General features: G+C 36.2%; 19 protein-coding genes. 3 read left to right on the forward strand and 16 right to left on the reverse strand.

Annotated features, from left to right (window positions below; translation table 11 throughout):
* Positions 1-17: 17 nt before the first annotated feature.
* The 4 genes from A7A78_RS00355 to A7A78_RS00370 all read right to left on the reverse strand — a co-directional run bounded on the left by A7A78_RS00355 (position 18) and on the right by A7A78_RS00370 (position 5,805).
* The gene (locus A7A78_RS00355) at positions 18-248 is read right to left on the reverse strand and encodes a PGDYG domain-containing protein (RefSeq protein ID WP_068760129.1); all 231 of its coding nucleotides are present in this window, start codon (positions 246-248) and stop codon (positions 18-20) included.
* Positions 249-346: 98 nt separating this feature from the next.
* Positions 347-2,587, reverse strand: coding sequence for a caspase family protein (locus tag A7A78_RS00360; protein WP_068760131.1), 2,241 nt, complete (start codon positions 2,585-2,587; stop codon positions 347-349).
* Between the two features lie 58 nt (positions 2,588-2,645).
* On the reverse strand, positions 2,646-4,613 hold the full coding sequence (locus tag A7A78_RS00365) for a tetratricopeptide repeat protein (protein ID WP_068760133.1): 1,968 nt from the start codon (positions 4,611-4,613) through the stop codon (positions 2,646-2,648).
* A 331-nt stretch (positions 4,614-4,944) separates the two neighbouring features.
* Positions 4,945-5,805, reverse strand: coding sequence for a formate/nitrite transporter family protein (locus A7A78_RS00370; RefSeq protein ID WP_068760135.1), 861 nt, complete (start codon positions 5,803-5,805; stop codon positions 4,945-4,947).
* A 225-nt stretch (positions 5,806-6,030) separates the two neighbouring features.
* On the opposite strand from A7A78_RS00370, the gene A7A78_RS00375 reads away from it, so the two are divergent.
* The 3 genes from A7A78_RS00375 (at position 6,031) to A7A78_RS00385 (ending at position 7,848) form a co-directional block, all read left to right on the forward strand.
* The gene (locus tag A7A78_RS00375) at positions 6,031-6,990 is read left to right on the forward strand and encodes a TerC family protein (RefSeq protein ID WP_068760137.1); all 960 of its coding nucleotides are present in this window, start codon (positions 6,031-6,033) and stop codon (positions 6,988-6,990) included.
* Between the two features lie 79 nt (positions 6,991-7,069).
* Complete coding sequence (gene hpf / locus A7A78_RS00380) at positions 7,070-7,372, forward strand: ribosome hibernation-promoting factor, HPF/YfiA family (protein WP_068760138.1); 303 nt, start codon at positions 7,070-7,072, stop codon at positions 7,370-7,372.
* The gene (locus A7A78_RS00385; protein ID WP_068760139.1) at positions 7,372-7,848 is read left to right on the forward strand and encodes an arsenate reductase family protein; all 477 of its coding nucleotides are present in this window, start codon (positions 7,372-7,374) and stop codon (positions 7,846-7,848) included. Before hpf ends, A7A78_RS00385 begins: the two co-directional genes overlap by 1 nt.
* Here the strand turns inward: A7A78_RS00385 and A7A78_RS00390 are convergent, their stop codons facing one another.
* From A7A78_RS00390 to A7A78_RS00440, 12 genes are all read right to left on the reverse strand, one after another.
* Positions 7,849-8,217: a hypothetical protein gene (locus A7A78_RS00390; RefSeq protein WP_068760141.1), complete on the reverse strand. Its 369-nt coding sequence runs from the start codon at positions 8,215-8,217 to the stop codon at positions 7,849-7,851.
* Between the two features lie 119 nt (positions 8,218-8,336).
* Entirely contained in the window at positions 8,337-8,585 is a 249-nt protein-coding gene (locus A7A78_RS00395) for an acyl carrier protein (RefSeq protein WP_068760143.1), read from the reverse strand.
* A gap of 6 nt (positions 8,586-8,591) precedes the next feature.
* Positions 8,592-9,863, reverse strand: a complete 1,272-nt coding sequence (locus A7A78_RS00400; protein WP_068760145.1) for a beta-ketoacyl-[acyl-carrier-protein] synthase family protein — start codon at positions 9,861-9,863, stop codon at positions 8,592-8,594.
* Complete coding sequence (locus A7A78_RS00405) at positions 9,860-10,309, reverse strand: 3-hydroxyacyl-ACP dehydratase FabZ family protein (protein WP_068760147.1); 450 nt, start codon at positions 10,307-10,309, stop codon at positions 9,860-9,862. The genes A7A78_RS00400 and A7A78_RS00405 overlap by 4 nt, the downstream gene beginning before the upstream one ends.
* 16 nt (positions 10,310-10,325) lie before the next feature.
* Positions 10,326-11,099: an SDR family oxidoreductase gene (locus tag A7A78_RS00410; RefSeq protein ID WP_068760149.1), complete on the reverse strand. Its 774-nt coding sequence runs from the start codon at positions 11,097-11,099 to the stop codon at positions 10,326-10,328.
* Positions 11,100-11,128: 29 nt separating this feature from the next.
* Positions 11,129-12,181: a type III polyketide synthase gene (locus A7A78_RS00415; protein WP_068760876.1), complete on the reverse strand. Its 1,053-nt coding sequence runs from the start codon at positions 12,179-12,181 to the stop codon at positions 11,129-11,131.
* Positions 12,178-12,897, reverse strand: coding sequence for a methyltransferase domain-containing protein (locus A7A78_RS00420; RefSeq protein WP_068760151.1), 720 nt, complete (start codon positions 12,895-12,897; stop codon positions 12,178-12,180). Before A7A78_RS00420 ends, A7A78_RS00415 begins: the two co-directional genes overlap by 4 nt.
* On the reverse strand, positions 12,894-14,021 hold the full coding sequence (locus A7A78_RS00425; RefSeq protein WP_068760153.1) for an NAD(P)/FAD-dependent oxidoreductase: 1,128 nt from the start codon (positions 14,019-14,021) through the stop codon (positions 12,894-12,896). Before A7A78_RS00425 ends, A7A78_RS00420 begins: the two co-directional genes overlap by 4 nt.
* Before the next feature lie 71 nt (positions 14,022-14,092).
* Positions 14,093-14,800, reverse strand: a complete 708-nt coding sequence (locus A7A78_RS00430) for a YiaD family glycine zipper/OmpA-like lipoprotein (protein WP_068760155.1) — start codon at positions 14,798-14,800, stop codon at positions 14,093-14,095.
* Between the two features lie 2 nt (positions 14,801-14,802).
* Positions 14,803-15,285 (reverse strand): lipocalin family protein, encoded by a 483-nt coding sequence (locus A7A78_RS00435; RefSeq protein WP_068760157.1) that lies wholly within the window; start codon positions 15,283-15,285, stop codon positions 14,803-14,805.
* Positions 15,286-15,327: 42 nt separating this feature from the next.
* A complete protein-coding gene (locus tag A7A78_RS14820; RefSeq protein WP_094745982.1) occupies positions 15,328-15,489 on the reverse strand; it encodes a DUF1328 domain-containing protein in 162 nt (53 codons plus the stop codon).
* 97 nt (positions 15,490-15,586) lie between these two features.
* Complete coding sequence (locus tag A7A78_RS00440; protein ID WP_068760159.1) at positions 15,587-17,596, reverse strand: alpha-ketoacid dehydrogenase subunit alpha/beta; 2,010 nt, start codon at positions 17,594-17,596, stop codon at positions 15,587-15,589.
* Positions 17,597-17,604 lie beyond the last annotated feature (8 nt).

Here is a 17,604-nt window from a genome sequence, read left to right on the forward strand (position 1 = left end):
TTAAAATTTAATTTTGTTTAATTTTCATCTATAATATCATAAGTCTTTTGAAAAATAGCTGCGTCACACACATATTTTTCGCCATTTATACCCACCATCAACCAATCCCCCTTCTTTCCTTTTACTAGCCCTTCCATACTTTCCACCTCAAACGGCTCGTCTATTTGAATACACTTTATAGGAATTGGTTTTTTTAAGGCCTTTTTAAAATTCAGTTTAGGAATTTCGTCTTGAAGAAATCTTTTCATTACGCATTATTTTGAAATTAAATTACAATAAAAAATTGGTTATTAGGTATTTAATGAAATTATCAATTGAATTTTCAGTAAACATAATTTGGTTTATACTAAGTTAAAAAGTTCTTTTTTAGGAATTTTATAAATGTGTCTTCCGGATTATCTGTTTGCATTAAACTAACGTACGCATTATAGGCATTGGCATGGATCGAAATCTTTTGGCGTAAATCAGCCATCTTTGCAGCTTTCCCGTAATTGTCCTTTGAATTTTCAAAATCTCCTTTATAAAGAAAAGCTTCTCCCATAGTTGCAAGTTTCCATAAACTCGGAAATGGATCTCTCTTCGTGGCTTGTTCTGCTTGGTCTGCAAACGTATTCATATCTCCTTTTTCTCCTTTCATCAAACTGAGAAAAGCCAGATTGATAGCGTGATAATATATTTGGGAATAATCATTTTTCGCTTCTGAAATTTTTAGGGCATCGCTGTAATGTTTGAAGGCCATTCGCAAATCTTCAGCTGTATGAGTTTTCAAATATTGGCGCTTATACCTTCCTCCCATTATTCCCAATAAGTTTGAATTGTCCTTTGCCTCTGGGTGCTCATTTAAAATTTTCATTGCCTCCTCTTCCCTACCGGCTCCTTCCAGTGCATAAACCAATTGCTCCACGCCTTTACCGTCAAGGGTTTTCAGCGTTGGAAGGAGCTTGTTTATAACCTCACTATACTCGCCTATTGCAATATTTATTTCTTCTGTATTTGAAGATTTGTTCAAAAAACTTTTGTTGGTTAACGTATTTAAAATTAGTCGGTAGCTATCGTCATTTTCATTCGTAATCTGTACTATTGAAAAATGGTCGCCCTCTATAATTTCGTGATATTTTTTCGGGAAAGGTTCCAAACTTGAACTAATGGGCACATACTCATCTTTAGTGGCTGCAATGGTTTTAAAGGTGAAAGGATATTCATCCGGAAAAGCTTCATCCCAACGATTCCGAAGGTTTCGAATATATTGGCTTCCCTCTTTCAATTCTTTTTCATCATTGTCATAAGTGAAAAAGTTTTCCAATTTTATTTCAGGAAGGCCATAGCTTGGGGTAGCATAGAACATTACGTGGCTTACTCTGCCCAAATCATATTTATCCAATTGTAGCATAGCTTGTTGCACTACAATTCCGCCCAAATCGTGCGCTACGATGGCGATACGCTTATATTTTGAAAATTTATTTTTTATTGAAGTAAGCAAAAAATCTGAATTTCTTTCAATATCTTTTGAGCAGGCCCAAACACTCTTGCCCATTTCTGGCACTACATTACTGCTGTATCCCAACGGAAACATATCCCAACCGTCCAAGCCGCCTTTATTGTTAATGAGCAACTTTGGCGCTTGCGAAAAAGTATTTTCAGCATCGCCGGAAAAACCGTGTACAAAAAGAATTACGCTATTGGCATTTTCACTTTCCCTAAATTTTGTAACCAATTCTTTTTCAGTTGATTTAGGTTTGTTTTCTAAAGTTTCAGCTTCAGTCTCTTCAAGGTTATCTTTTTCAAATTTTGAAGAGATACTAACCACAAAATTTTCATACATCTGAAGATTGGCATATGGTTTTTGATCAGGATTTATTTTAGGAACCCTATCGAATAAATATTCAACAACCTCAATAATCTTTACGAATGGGTCCTCGTCTTCACGTTTGTGATCTCCCCTTAAAACTTCAAGCATACATTTTGTAAAAATGCTGTTCTCCTCCCCTTCTACAATTCCACTTTCCTGATCGGCACGGCAGGCAGAAACAATCATCATTCCACGGCCATCGTCTAAGTTTTGCGCCAAGCCGTCTGCGTTTGTGTGTTTTGGTTGCAAGGGTTGCCTTGAAACACCTGCCGTCATTCCTGCGGCGTGGCAACAATCTAAAAAGAAAATCAATCTTCGGCATTGCAGTTGTGAGAGTTTATATTTTACCTCTTCCGCTTTTATCCACGTGGTTTTGTAGTTATTGGGATCATAATCAATTGGGCAGAGATGAAAATACTTTTGGTTTTCTGCTTCGGGCTTCTTTTTTGCTTCATCTTTTATAAATGTATTGTCGCTATACATCCCGCCGTGACCGGAATAGTAGAGAAACACGGATGAATTTGCATCTGTTCTTTCAAGCAATTCATCAAACGCTTTTAGAATTCCAATTCGCGTTGCTTTCTTTTTGGTAAGGATTTTAAGGTTTTTTTTATAATAACCGCCTATTTCTTTATCGCCCAAGAGTTTGTACAATGCCTTAGCGTCGTTAACAGTTTCTGGTAAGTCTTTACTACCAACCCCAATAATTAATGCGTGGGCATTTTTAAGTTTTGCCATTTTAGTTAGTTTTAAACGAATAGAAAAAGTAGTGGGGAGCTGAAAATTTAAAAATATCTTATTTCCAAAAATTCATTACTTCTTCAAACTCTTTTGAATTTATGTAATCTATAAACTGGGGATCGTTCTTATAGTATTTCCAATGGAACATATGCCCGCTCGCGACAGATTTCAGCAAGTCTTTATACAGCTCAGTTTTATTGTTTGTTGCTGCGTAATACTGTGCAAGGGCATAATCTATTTCGCCAAATTGGAAATTAGCTCGTAAATTTTCCAAACTTTGGATATTTTTTTCGGCTTCTGAATTATTGCCGAGTTTAAAATTGCTAATTGCCAATTTTGAGAGGACACTGCTATTCTTTGGCTCAATGGCATGAATTTTACTTAAAACTTTTTCAGCTTTTGCATAATTCTCTTTATAAAACAATGCGTCAGCTAACATTTCTGGGGCTACCGTGTCGGGCTCGGAGTTTATTATTTTGTTGAAATATTTATCTGCTTTTGGCTTGTTGCCTTTCAATAAATATTCTTTTCCTGCTTGCAAATATAATTCCTGCGCCTCTGCGGGGGTTGCAGTTATATCTATTTTTCGCAGAAATTGTTCCAAAACCTCTTCTTTTCCAGCCCTTATGTACGCAATTAATAAAGGTCTATTTAGATATTTTATTTCATTTTCTTTTTGGGCTGTTTCAATTATTTTAATAGCTGAACTATAATTTTTCAATTCAATATCTGCATACGCTTTTACGTAAACTCGAAAAATACAATCTCGGCAGTTCTGTAGATTCAAGCTATCCATTGGAATTGTTTTGTAGATCGCATCAACATCTTCGGGTCTGTTTACAAACTGAAGCGCAAAAATCATAATGGTTTTATTGCTACCTAAATCGGAAGGAGCTATTTCATATTCTTTTAAATAGGTATTATAAACCGTGCGGTTGTTTCCCTTTAATAAGGCCTCGTGCATATTTAGTAGATTCAATTGGCGTTTATTGGTATAGGACTCGGGTTTTATAAGTTTAAGTAACGAATCTGATTTTTTGAATTCTTTTTGATTAAAATAATGTTGAACCCGCATTACCTTTGGCTCAAAATACGTAGAATCAGCTTCAATAGCTTTATTTAATAGCGCAATGTACTCTTGGTCGTCATTACTGTTTTTTGCTTCTATCAAATATTTGTATGCCTCGAATTTAGGTGCGTTTTCTTGAATCGTTAGATTTTTTTTATCTGCAGTAATAAAATAGCCTGTAATAGATTCATTTAAGTCTTCAATACATTTCAATGGATTTTCAGCAGCGCATTCTGTGGGTTTAAATGAAATTATGGTTTTGTTTGTTTTCCCATCTATCAACATTCCCTGAAAAATTAGCTGGCCCTTTTTAAGGTAAAAATTTCCCGAAATAATTTTACTGGGTTTCAGATATTCTTTGACAATGGCGGTTTCATCTTCTTCAACATTTTTTCCCTTTAATATTGCTTTATATTCATCTACCAAATCCTGTGTTATTACTTGTGCTACGTTGTTTTCGGTAATGCCATGGATAATCCAATCAGAAGCCATTTTGCTCACAATATCATATTGCGGGTCGCCCGTATTGTTGCCAAATTTTAAAACAGCAATTTTATCGCTTTGTATTATTTTAGGAAGAAGCGCTTCATTCCGTTGGAAGAAATTTTTATTCACAATAAAAAAAACGGCGATTACGCAGATAGAAGCGATAATACCCAAAGCAGAAAAGTACATTTTCTGAAAATTGGCTTTTTTCTTTATTTCTTTTTCATCGGGTTCTGTTTCCGTTTTATGTAAGGGAGCAACTTTAAATTTCCAAAGAAGAAAAATGTAGAACGGAAAACATATAAGCAAGACTACTATTAAAAACGTAACAGATTTTTGCGGAAGTCCCAAAGGCTGCCACGTTATTGATAGCACCTGCAAAATTACCCAAGCAGATACTACATATATAGACAACATTTTAAAAACTTCCTTTTCGTGGCACTGCTTAAAAAAGGAGCTAAGCTTCATAATATTCGGTTAGTACTGCTAAAATACTTAAATTCAGATAGTCTTCGAATATTTATTCCAAATAAAATGGAAACGATAATTACTAATTGCGTATCTTTAAGTATTGTTTAACCAAAATTTGTCAATTATGCCAACAGCACCAAAAAAAAAGCCCGCAACTCCTGCGAAACCAAAAAAAACGGAAGGTAGAGAAACGCCAGCGCCAAAAATTAAAAAAAAGCCAGCCGGAGGAATTAATCCCGGATAATTGGTTTTCACTCGCTAAATAAACACATTTAAAATCCCTTCTTTTAAGGGATTTTTCTATTTATCTTTTGTTTTGTCTAGCCAATTACCCCTTAGCTTCATATACGAAAGCACGATATTTAAGCAGCGCCACAAAAACAAATCCGCCCAGCGCATTTCCGAAAAGCGACAGGGCTATAAAATATATATAGTCCAAAATGGAAATTGCAGGCGAACTGATCAATCCGGCAAATACTTCCACATTACCAACAATACTGTGGTGAAGACCAGTAAAGCCCAAAACGGCCGTGATCATAAAAATTATTACAATTCTGCTCAGCGTATCTTTTGAAGCGGCCACCAACCAAGATAGCAATCCCATCAGCCATCCAGCCAATATACTACTTACCAGTATTACAATATTGTTATATTGGGTTACGTGCAGCGCAATTTTTTCAATTGTCTGCAAATCGAATATATTTAACTGTGGACCAAACCACACCAAAAGAAAAGCTATAAGATAACCGCCAATCAAATTCCCTAAAATAACCAACCCCCAGAGTTTTAAAAGACTCGAAATACTTCTTTTTTTATTAAGAACAGGCAACGTTAAAAGGGAAGTCTGTTCCGTAAAAAGTATGGATTGGCCAAGAATTACCATTATAAATCCAACGGGATAAACAAAGGCCATTGCACTAAAAATAGTGTCTTCGGCAAATTTTCCATTTAGAAAAAAATATAGTGAACAGATCAATAAATAACTGAAACCTATTTCCAAGCCTGCAGTCAACGAACTTAAAAGAATACTTATCGGGTTTTTGTCATAAGTCTCCTGCCCTTCCACAATTTGCTGTTTCAGGATTTCGCCGTGTGATTTAGCGATATCGGCTTCCGAGTTTTTGGAATTCTGAAGCTCATTGTCAATATTTTGTTGTTCTTCAGATTTACTTTGTTTGGCATTTTCCATTTTATGATTGGTAAAAAAGGTTATTTCCGAAGATAATCTAATTATTTAATCAGCAATAAAGCCTTTAAATTATTTATTTATAATCCTTTTATTTTTATTTTAAAATTAAGCCTTTGATTTTGTTATAAAAGTTTAAAAAAAGATTTACCGCTCTTTATCACTATTAACATTTTCCTGTATTATTTAGACAGTATTTGCACTTATTTTTGTTTAAAATTTTAAAAAATGATTGTCTGGGGAATATTTATAGCATTTATCATTTTATTTCTGGCATTGGACTTGGGTGTTTTTAACCGAAATCCGCATGTCATCAAAACAAAGGAAGCAGCAATTTGGACCGCAATATGGGTCACCGTTGCCCTTAGTTTTTCAGGAATTATCTATTGGCTTTTTAGTGATGGGCTTATAGAGAATCCTACAGGCCTTTCCCCAAACACTGCTGTTTTAAAGTACATTACAGGTTATTTAATAGAACTTTCCTTAAGTATTGATAATGTTTTTGTTATAGCGGTAATCTTTTCCTCCTTTGCCATTCCGAAGAAATACCAGCACGAGGTTTTGTTTTGGGGAATTTTGGGCGCCATTGTTTTTAGGGCGCTGATGATTTTTTTCGGCGTTGCGCTTATCAATAAATTTGATTGGATTATTTATGTTTTTGGAGCTTTTCTTTTGATTACTGCTTTTAGAATGTTGCTTCATAAAGAATCCGAATTCGATCCAAAAAAATCCAAAATGTTTCGTTTTCTAAAGAAGCTTTTTCCAATAAGTTACAAAATGGAAGGTGATAAGTTTTTTATCAAAAGGATGGGAGTCCGCGCAGCTACTCCTCTTTTTGTAGCGCTCATAATTATTGAATTGACGGATATTCTTTTTGCTTTGGATAGTATTCCTGCCATCCTCGCCATTACCGCGGATCCATTTATTGTTTTTAGCTCTAACATACTTGCTATTTTGGGGCTTCGGTCTATGTATTTTTTGATTTCCAGAATGCTGACCAAATTTCGTTTTATCAATTACAGTCTTGTGGTTATCCTTGCCTTTGTTGGCGTGAAGATGATACTCTCACACAATGTTGAAATTCCCGAATGGCTATCGCTAACCGTTATTGGTGTTTCGCTTTCTGGTGGAATTATTGCCTCCCTACTTATCCCCGACCCTAACCCACAGCAGACAGAAGAAGATTAATTTCACAAAATCCCCTTAAAAGTTTGGAATGGTTTTTTGGCTATCGTATCTTTAAAATTGATAATTAAAACCAACTAATATGAATATAAATTTTGAGTATCACGAAGTGGCTGCGAGCCCAAGATTAGAAGCTTTTGTGGCTGAAAAACTTAATAAACTTGAAAATAAATATGACTCTATTGTAGGTGCTGATGTATATTTTAAAAAAGAGAATTCTTCCAATCCTGAAGTTGGAAAAATATGCAGTGTTCGTTTGGCACTGCCCGGCCCAACAATTTTTGCAGAAACCTCCTCTGGCTCATTTGAAGCCTCGGTTGCAAAAGTTATGACAGAACTTCGAGGGCAACTTCAAAAACGAAAAGAAAAATTGAAAGCACATTAATGATGAAAACTATGGGAGTAATAGCGAGAGACGAAAGGCAGTTAACCCTTATTTATAGCAGCAACACACGCGTTGGTAGACATACGCTAAGTTACTTAACGGGATTGGACGAAAAATATCTGGCCATAGATTTGGCTAAAACAAAAGTTTCGGACACCCAATGGGCAGAGATTGCAGCTTCCCTTGGTGTAAAGATTGGTGATTTGGTAGATAAAAGGGAACTTGATCTCAGCACCGAAAGTACTGCTGAATTTGGCTCTAATGATTGGCTTAAAATTATTCAGAAAAATGATTCTGTAATTTCAAGACCCATTGCCATTAAAGGCAAGCGCACCAAACAAATAGACAATCCTCCGGAAATTATGGAGTTTTTTGAAGTAGATTCTGCAGGCTTGGAACAAAGTCCATCAAACGGAACTGATCCAGACATTGAGAGAACAACTGAGAATGAAAATTTTATAGAAAAGGAAAAATAATTATTTTTCCTTTTCTATTGTTTCCAAAGGTTGAATTCTTGGCTTGATTTTCTTGTAAACCTGTATTTGTGGACGTGTTATAATATCGTTCATTTCATCTGTTTCCTCCTGTTGAAGTTGGTACAGCAAGTCCAGTTTTTCTTTTCCTTTAAATTCCGCTTCAATTTTTTGTCTTCTGATTAAAAATTCTTCCACCTTTTGCTGAAAAAGCAACTGCTGCTCTCCAGTTAATGAAAGTTCAGGAATATAAAGATTAGTTATTCTAACAGCTTCCGCTTTTGCTTCCGGATTAGATTTTTGCAAAAATGGATCCTGCGAAAATGCGGAAAAACTAATAGAAAGTATTAAGATAAAAATTATTTTTTTCATGGCGTTTTTGATTAAATTTTACTTTTAAAAATAATCAATAAAACACGCGAAACCAATGGTTTTAACTCACTTTAACGGATTAATTTTGAGGAATTAACGAATTTAGAAAACCTAAAATTCTAAAGGGTTTTCTGTTTGATAAGGGAAACGGCATCGTTCACGGTCCGAAGTTTTTCGATGTCGTCATTTTTAAATTCTATATTGAAGGCATCTTCAATGTCTAAAATAATATCTACCAAATGTGCAGAATTTATGTTTAGTTCACGAGTTAAATCGCTTTCAATATTTATTTCATTTATAGAAACATCTTCGGGTAAATATGTAGTTATTATGGGTTGAAGTTGCGAATATATTTCTTCTGAAGTCATACTAAATTAAATTTTCTTAAAGATAACACAAGCGTTTACATCGCCAAAACCAAAACTGGCCTTGGCTATGGTTTGTAACGGTGTTTTAAGTAGTTTCATCGAAATTTTTTCCAAAGAAATGGTTGAAGCTATTTTTGGGTGCACAGGCTCGCAATATACATTTGGAAAAATGAACCCTTGGTGCAATTGAAGAATGGCTGAAACAATTTCAATACTTCCGCTTGCGGCTAAGCAGTGGCCCACCATTCCTTTCAATGAATTTATATACGGAAAATCAGCTCCTTTTCTGTCAAGGGCCAGACTCCAATTCTCAATTTCATCCGGATCTTTCAGCGTTGCCGTTAAATGTCCGTTGATATAATCAATTTCTGAGGCGGAAATATTTGCGTTCTGCAATGCATTTTTAATACATTTCTGTATTGCCACTCCATTTGGTGCGGTCATACTGCCACCTCCTCTTTGTCCGCCATTGTTTACGGCGCCGCCTAAAATTTCGGCATAAATAGTTGCATTCCTTTTTTGTGCACTTTCCAAAGATTCCAAAAGATAGGCTCCCGCCCCACTCCCCGGAACAAACCCATTGGCTTCTGCGCTCATTGGGCCTGCTACCTCCTTTGGTGAATCGTTGTATTTATACGTGCTAACCTTCATTGCATCAAAACCGCCCCAAATATAGGGACCGCTGTCACTAGTGCTACCGCAAAGCATATAAGTGGCCTTCCCGTTTGCAATTTGATCATAGCCCATTAAAAGTGCTTCTGTACCCGTAGCACAGGCAGATGAGTTTGCGGTTACCATATTTCCGGCACCAATTAAACCACCGAGATATGCGCTCACTCCGCTGGTCATTGTTTGTGCTACAGAATTACTACCCAAACGCCGCACATTTTTATCATCTATTTTATATATGGCTTCGCGAAATTTTTCGACCCCGCTTGTACCGCTTCCGAAGATAATCCCTAAATCCCATAGCGGTTCTTCATCATTCTTTGCTGGTTGCAATTGCGCGTCTTTTAAGGCATCCATTCCGGCAATAATACCGTATAATATACCGCTGCTATTAAAATTTCGAAGTTGAAGCTCTGACAGATACTCCCTTTTTTTTTCTTCGGAAACAAATGGCATTCCGCCTAACTGACAACTAAAGTTAAGATCGCGCAATTCTGGAAAAAATCGTATTCCTGACTTTCCACTTTTTATAGCCTCCGTGAATTCTGAAACTCCTACCCCATTGGGTGAAACAACTCCAAGACCAGTAATAACTACACGTTTCTTCATTTCAAATTATTAGCATTTAAAATCATTCCACTTAAAGTTCCTAAGGCTATCAGTTCTTTTTTTTCATTCATCAATCTCACTTTGCACTTTAATTTTTGAAACCTAAAATATATTTTTTCAGAAACAACGGTAATTTTTTCACCTGGATAGACAGGAATATAAAATTCCATTTCGTTGCTGCTGAGCGCAAATGTGGTTTTTTTTGAAATGGTTTCTTCTCTTAAAAGATAGATTCCGAAACAAACCAACCCAATCTGTGCCATACATTCCGTTAAAATAACGCCCGGTGTTACTGGATTGCCTTTGAAATGTCCTCTGTAAAAGAAAGCGTCCGGTTGAAATGTATAGGTGCCCTTTATTGCTTCTTCCGAAACAGAAAGTATTTCGTCCACAAACAGAAAAGGCTCGGAATACGGTAGTGAATCAAGAATATCTTTATATGTCAAAATCTAAAATTGTTTATTATCTGAGGCTTTCCCCGCCATCTACTTTAAGAATGGTTCCGTTTATCCAATCAGCTTCTTTTTTACAAAGCAAAAACACAACGTTTGCAACATCTTCAGGTTGTGTCAAACGTCCAAATGGATTTCTCTTTTTCGCCATTTTTGCAAGTTCCTCGCTCCCCGGAATTACCAAAAACGAAGGAGTTTCGGTAGTTCCAGCCTGAATGCAGTTGGTTGTTATATCAAGTGGGGCAAATTCCACAGCCATATTTCGCATCAATGCTTCAAGCACTGATTTTGCTGCCGAAACCGCACCATAACCGGGCCAAACCCTGCTATTGCCTTCACTGGTAAAAGCTATATTTCTTGCTTTTTTGGTAAAAATTTCGTGCTGGATCAATGTTTGGCTCCACTCATACCAGCTTATTGCCATTGCGTGCATGGTAATATCAAAATCTTGTTTTGAAAGGGTTTTATTTTCAGAGCCTCGCATTGTTTTTAAACTGCCCTTTGCGATGCTGTGCAATAATAATTTAACGCTATTCTTCGGAAATTCTTGAGCAATTGTTTCTCGAATATCTTTATTTAAAGCATCCTGATTAAAGGTTTTAACTGAAACTCCTAACGATTCCATTGCCTTTACTTCTTTCTCAAATGCTGCCAAATTGCTTTTTCGATCCCGATGGACAATACAAACATTCATTCCTTGGGAAGCAAGTTTTTTAGCGCTAGCAAAGCCGAGTCCGCTACTTCCTCCCATAATTATTGCCCATTGATTTTCAAATTCTTTCATAAATAATTTTCAATCTGAATAAAGAAACCTTAGAATTTCAATAAAACCCGTTGTGCTGAAAATCCGGGCCCAAAACTGAGCATCAGGCCTAAATCGCCACTTGTCGGGTTTTGGTCCATAAATCTTTCCAATACATAAAGTACGGTTGCGCTGCTCATATTTCCGTACAATTTAAGTACTTCTTTGGTATCTTCAATGTTTTTGCCCAAACTCCCGAATAAATCCTCAACAGTTTCAACAATCTTCCGGCCTCCAGGATGAAATATGAGGTGATCAATATCCTTTATTTTCAAATTGTTTTTTTCAAGAAAAGGATGTACGATGGCGGGAAAATGTTCAGCAATTTTTTCTGGAACGCCTTTGTCAAGAATCATTTGAAGCCCTGTATTTACAAGCTTAAAACCCATCATATCTGTGGCGTCATAAAAATGGTACATTTCTTCTGCAAGTATTTCTGGGCCAGTATCACTTTCATTGGATGAAAGCAAAACGCAAGCTGCACCATCCCCAAAAATTGCCGCACTAACAATATTTACCATCGAAAAATCTTCCAATTGAAAAGTAGCGGTGGGCGCTTCCAAGGCAATTACGGCGGCACGTTTTCCGGGATTTGCCTTTAAAAAATTATTGGCATAAATAATCCCCGAAACCCCGGCCGCACAGCCCATTTCGGTAACGGGAAGGCGGACAATGTCCTGCTTCATTTTCAGTTCATTAATCAAATAGGCATCAACCGACGGAATCATAATTCCTGTGCAGCTAACGGTAATAATAAAATCTACATCCGTAGGTTTCCAATGAGCTTTTTTCAACGCTTTTTCAAGACATTGCTTCCCTAGTTTTGTTATTTCGCGAACATAAATATCGTTGCGTTCCTCAAAACTCGTGTTTGTAAAGACTTCTATAGGATCCATAATGGAATAGCGTTTATCCACGCCCGCTCCTTCAAATATTTTTATCACTTTTCGCTGAAAACGGCTGTCCTGCCCACTCATCCATTGTTTTACAAACGGAATTACTTCCGCAGTGTTTCTACTGTGGGCCGGCAACTGTTTTGCTACTGTGGTTATTTTTACGCTCATATCGTTTTTTTGAGTACCCATTGATAGCGGAAGGCCCACCGCCAATGGATTTCACTTTTTTGATTTGGGATTTTTTTTGAAATATATTCAAGTTCATCTTTTTTAAAACCTCTCGCTATGGACACCAAACCGTCATATTTTGCAGTTTTGGTTTTTAAAAATAATTTACTCACTATTTTAAATAAATTGAAGGCTATTCTGCTTCTTTGCAAATCGTTAATTACCAATCCGTTATTTGATTTTTTTAAAAGAATATTTAATAATTTTTCTATTTTTTCATTGCTGAAATGATGCAAAAACAGCGTACATACTGCAATATCGCAATTCGGAATTAATTCTTCCTCCAAAAAAACATCAACTTTTAAATATTTTATATTTGAACACCCTATACTTTGTTTTTCAGCATATTCCAAAATATTTTTATTGAAATCCACCCCGATGCATTTCAATTTTATATTATTATTTTCTGCATATTTTGCACAATTTCGAAGCAATTCGCCGTCGCCACAACCAATATCCAAAATTGTGATTGGTTCCTTTTTTGAATTGCCGCGCAAAAGTTTTTCAATTCCATCAAACGTAACCTTGTTGCCGCCCAGCCATTTGTTTACATACTTCAAATCGCCCAAAAGATTTTTCATTTCTTCCCCTTTGAAATCCAAATCGTCCATGATTTCCACTTGCTGAGATCTGTATTTATTGCTGAAAGTAATCATACAGCTTTGGTTCCGTGCGTTTTTTCAATAATTTTCGGCACTATTGAAGGAACAATCCGGGCCATTGAAAACCCTACTTTTGAAGCAAAAGGATTCAATAAAACTTTTTGCACGAATCTTCCCGTTCTCAATCGCTCGCCAAATTCATTTTCCCACATTCTAGAATATTCCTCTTCCAATCTTGATCTTTCAAAATTGTTTTTTTTAAAATTATTTAAAAATAATTCCGAGAAAATCTGTGCGCTTTTAATTGCCATTGCCATTCCATTACCGCACAAGGGGTGAATTAAGCCTGCACTGTCCCCTACCATAAAAATATGGTTTTCCACAGGTTTCTTTTTATGAAATGAGATTTGGCTAATGGTCAATGGTTTTTTAAATATTGGGATTGCTTGGCTGAAAAATTTCTCCAAAAAAGGATTTTTTGAAAGCTCTTGATTTTGAAATTTTTCAATATCGTTATATCTTTTAAAAGATTTAAAAGTAGTCAAATAGCAAGCATTCACAGCATTTGTTTCAGTTTTGCTTAAGCCGCAATATCCGCCGTTGAAATTGTGAAGGGCCACGGTATCTTCCGGAAATTCATATTCAAAATGATTTTTCACAGCAAGCCAAGTGGAGTTTTGCTTCATAAAATCACGTTTCAAAAACGAATCTATATTTGAACGTTTTCCGAACGCACCAATAACAAAATCTGCTTTGTAAATATCTTTTTGTTGTGTGGAAACTGTAAATTGATTTATATCAAAATCAATTTTTTCCACTGTATCAAAAACAATTTTAGCCTTATTTTTAAGGGCTTGGTAGAGTAAATTATCAAATGCATACCTGCTCAATCCAAATCCACCCAATGGAAGTTTGGCTTTAATTGGTAATCCATTTGAATCGGTAATTTCAAATTTTGTTATTTTTTTTGCTCCTTCCAAAAATGGATCAATTCCCAAGATTTCTAAATAGGGCAAAACTTCATTACTCACATATTCCCCACAAACTTTATGGTGGGGATATTCATTTTTTTCAATCAAACAAACTTTGCAATTATTATTTGCAAGATGTAAAGCAGTTGTTAGGCCAGCAAGTCCGCCTCCAACAATAATAATATCAAATTTTTTTTTGTTTGTCATTATTCGCTTTAAAGCTAAAAAAATCCCGTCCAAAACTGGTACGGGATTTAATTAAATTTTTAATTTAAAAATTACTCGCCGGCTTGTTGTTTAGCCTCGTTCTTCATTTTTTCATTTGGAACGATTGCAAGGTTAACACGTCTATTTTTTGCGCGTCCTTCCGCTGTGGAATTATCAGCTACAGGAGCAGTTTCTCCGTACCAATTAGTAGTAAAACGACCTGAGCTTAAACCTTTATTCTGAACAAAATAATTTGTTACGGATTGCGCTCTGTTTTTAGATAATGTCATGTTCATTTCATCTGCACCCACACTATCTGTATGACCTACCACAAGTACATCCGTATCTGGATATTCTTTTAAAACATTAGCCAGTTTATCTAAAGTAGCTTGAGAGGCTGAGTTGATATTATATTTAGCAGTGTCGAAATAAACACCACTATTTTCATCGAAAGTAACTACAATACCATCGTCAACTCTTTCTACTTGGGCTCCAGGAATTTCTTGTTCAATCTTTTGAGCCTGTTTGTCCATTTTGCTTCCAATAAGAACACCAGCACCACCACCAACAACACCGCCAATTACAGCACCAAGTTCTCCATTTCCGCCTTTACCTACATTGTTACCGATTATAGCTCCCAAAATGGCACCGCCAGTAGCACCAATCACGGCACCCTTTTGCTTGTTGTTAGCATTTCTTGTGGCTTCACAGCTTCCTAAGCTTACAATTATCGTAAAAGCTAAAGCAACAAATGTTATTTGTTTAAAAAATGTTTTCATAATTATTGTTCGTTTATTTTAGAAAAATTCATATTTATTTTAAAGGGTTTACCCTCCAAACTTACTGTTTGCTCCCAGCGCATGGAAGATTCACTTAGCTGGGCCAAATGGACCCTGAAACCTGAATTATCTTCAGATTTACCTTTAGCGTTCGTGGGCTTGATAATAAAGTCATACAATCCAGATGCGGGATCTATTTCCACAATTGTGAAAATAAAATTTCTCTCCCCTGTTGGACAGTTGGGATTTTCGATATTATAAGTTGCGGTATTATTATTAGGTATAAAACGCCATGAACTTCCTTCAAAACACTCTGCAGAGGTATCGTTAAAAAGTGTAACATTGAATTTACCTGATGAACCATAACTTACATTGTCTAAGGTCCAATACCCTTTAATTACTTTTTTAGATTCCTGAACGGTTTTGGGTGTACCACAGGAAAATGCGGTGGCCGCAATGAGGGCCAAAATGAGGATTTTTTTCATAAAATGATAGTTTGTGTTTAAAAAATAGGTTGTGTGAAATTTTTACCTTCTGAATAATCTTGAAAGTAAGGATAGTACTAAAAGTACTATAAAAATGTAAAAAATAATTTTTGCTATATCAGCCGCACCTTCTGCGATGCCACCAAAACCAAAAACTGCTGCAATCAATGCAATTACTAAGAAAATAACAATCCAGCGTACCATAATGTTGAGTTTTAATGATTAGTATTTCACTAAAGTAAACAACAATTTTAACATTTGGATTTCCTTTATCTAAAGTTTAACAAGGAATGTTAAATTATTAGTAAGACAGTAAATCCAATAGGATTTCTTTGAATTTTTGCTTAGGAAGATAGGCAGATTCTAAATTTGCGGCAAAAGGAATCGGTGTTTCCAAACTGGCCACACGTTTTACTGGAGCATCCAAATATTCAAAACAGTTTTCCATTATTAGTGCAGAAATATCTGAGGCAATCCCCCCAAACATAGAATCTTCTTGAAGTATAATTACCTTCCCGGTCTTCTTCACTGAATTGTATATTGCTTCAGTATCTAAAGGAACTAATGTCCGTAAGTCAATTAAGTCTGCACTTATTTCTTGATTTTGATCTAAAGTGTCCAAGGCCCAATGTACCCCGGCACCGTAAGTTATTATTGTAACGTCCTTTCCTTCTTTTAAAAGAGAAGCTTTTCCCAATGGCAGTGTGTAATAATCTGTTGGCACATCTTGTCTAATACTTCTGTATAATGCTTTATGTTCAAAAAACATCACTGGATTTGGATCCTCAATACTTGTTGCCAATAACCCTTTTGCATCATACGGAAAAGCTGGGTAAACAACCTTTAAGCCAGGAGTATGCGTAAACCATGCTTCATTGGTTTGGCTGTGAAACGGTCCCGCTCCCACTCCTGCGCCACAGGGCATCCTTACAACCACATCTGCTTTTTCGCTCCATCTATAGTGACTTTTCGCTAGATAATTGATTATTGGGTTAAAGCCCGAAGTGACAAAATCAGCAAATTGCATCTCTACAATCGCTTTGTATCCATTAATGGAAAGCCCCATTGCCGCAGAAACAATCGCCGATTCACATATAGGTGTATTGCGCACACGGTCTTTCCCGAATTGCTCCACAAATCCTTCCGTTATTTTGAAAACTCCTCCGTATTCAGCAACATCCTGGCCCATTATCACAAGATTGTCGTGACGTTCCATAGATTGTTTTAAACCTTGCGAAATAGCATCGATTAAACGTATGTTTTCTTTTTTTGAGTTTTCTTTAACTTCCTGATATTTAAATTCTTTATAAACATCATTTAATTCATTAGCTTCAGTAGATTCAATTTTTGGTTCAGCAAAGGCGATGTCTAAATTTTCATCTATTTCGTGCTTAAACTCATCTTTAAATTCCTGAATTTTTTCTTCGGAAAGAACTCCTTCGTTCAACAAATAACTTTCATAATTCAGAAGTGGATCGCGCAAGCCCCATTCGTCTATTAAGTCTGTCGGAACATATTTTGTACCACTCGCCTCTTCGTGGCCGCGCATTCTGAAGGTTTTAAACTCTAACAAAACTGGACGTGGATTTATCCGCATACTTTCCACCAAATTTTTCAATTTTGTATAAACTTCCAAAATATCATTGCCCTCAATAATATGAGCTTCCATTCCGTAACCTTTGCCACGGTCTGCAATATTTTCACAATTATATTGTTCGTTGGTTGGAGTTGAAAGGCCGTAACCATTGTTTTCTACACAAAACAAAACCGGAAGTTGCCAAACAGAAGCAACGTTCAGCGCTTCGTGAATGTCGCCTTCGCTCGTTCCGCCTTCGCCTGTGAAAACAGCACACACTTTATTGTTTCCCTTTAATTTGTTTGCCAACGCAATTCCATCGGCAACGCCAAATTGTGGCCCTAAATGCGAAATCATCCCAACAATGTGAAATTCCTGTGTTCCAAAGTGAAAACTTCTGTCGCGACCTTTTGTAAAACCGTTCGCCTTTCCCTGCCACTGCGAAAACAACCTGTGCAACGGAATATCGCGCATCGTGAAAACAGCTAAATTCCGGTGCATCGGTAATATGTATTCGTCTTTGTCCAAAACCGCCGTAATTCCTACTGAAATTGCTTCCTGCCCAATTCCACTGAACCATTTTGAAACTTTTCCTTGGCGAAGAAGAATGAGCATTTTCTCTTCTATCATTCTCGGTTTGAGCATACCTCGGTAAAGTTTCAACAAAATTTCATTATCAAGGTCTTTTCGGTTATAATCGAAGAAAATATGTGGCGTGGTTTCTGGTTTCATCATAATAATTT

Source organism: Aequorivita soesokkakensis (assembly GCF_001641085.1).
GTDB classification, from domain to species: Bacteria; Bacteroidota; Bacteroidia; order Flavobacteriales; family Flavobacteriaceae; genus Aequorivita; species Aequorivita soesokkakensis.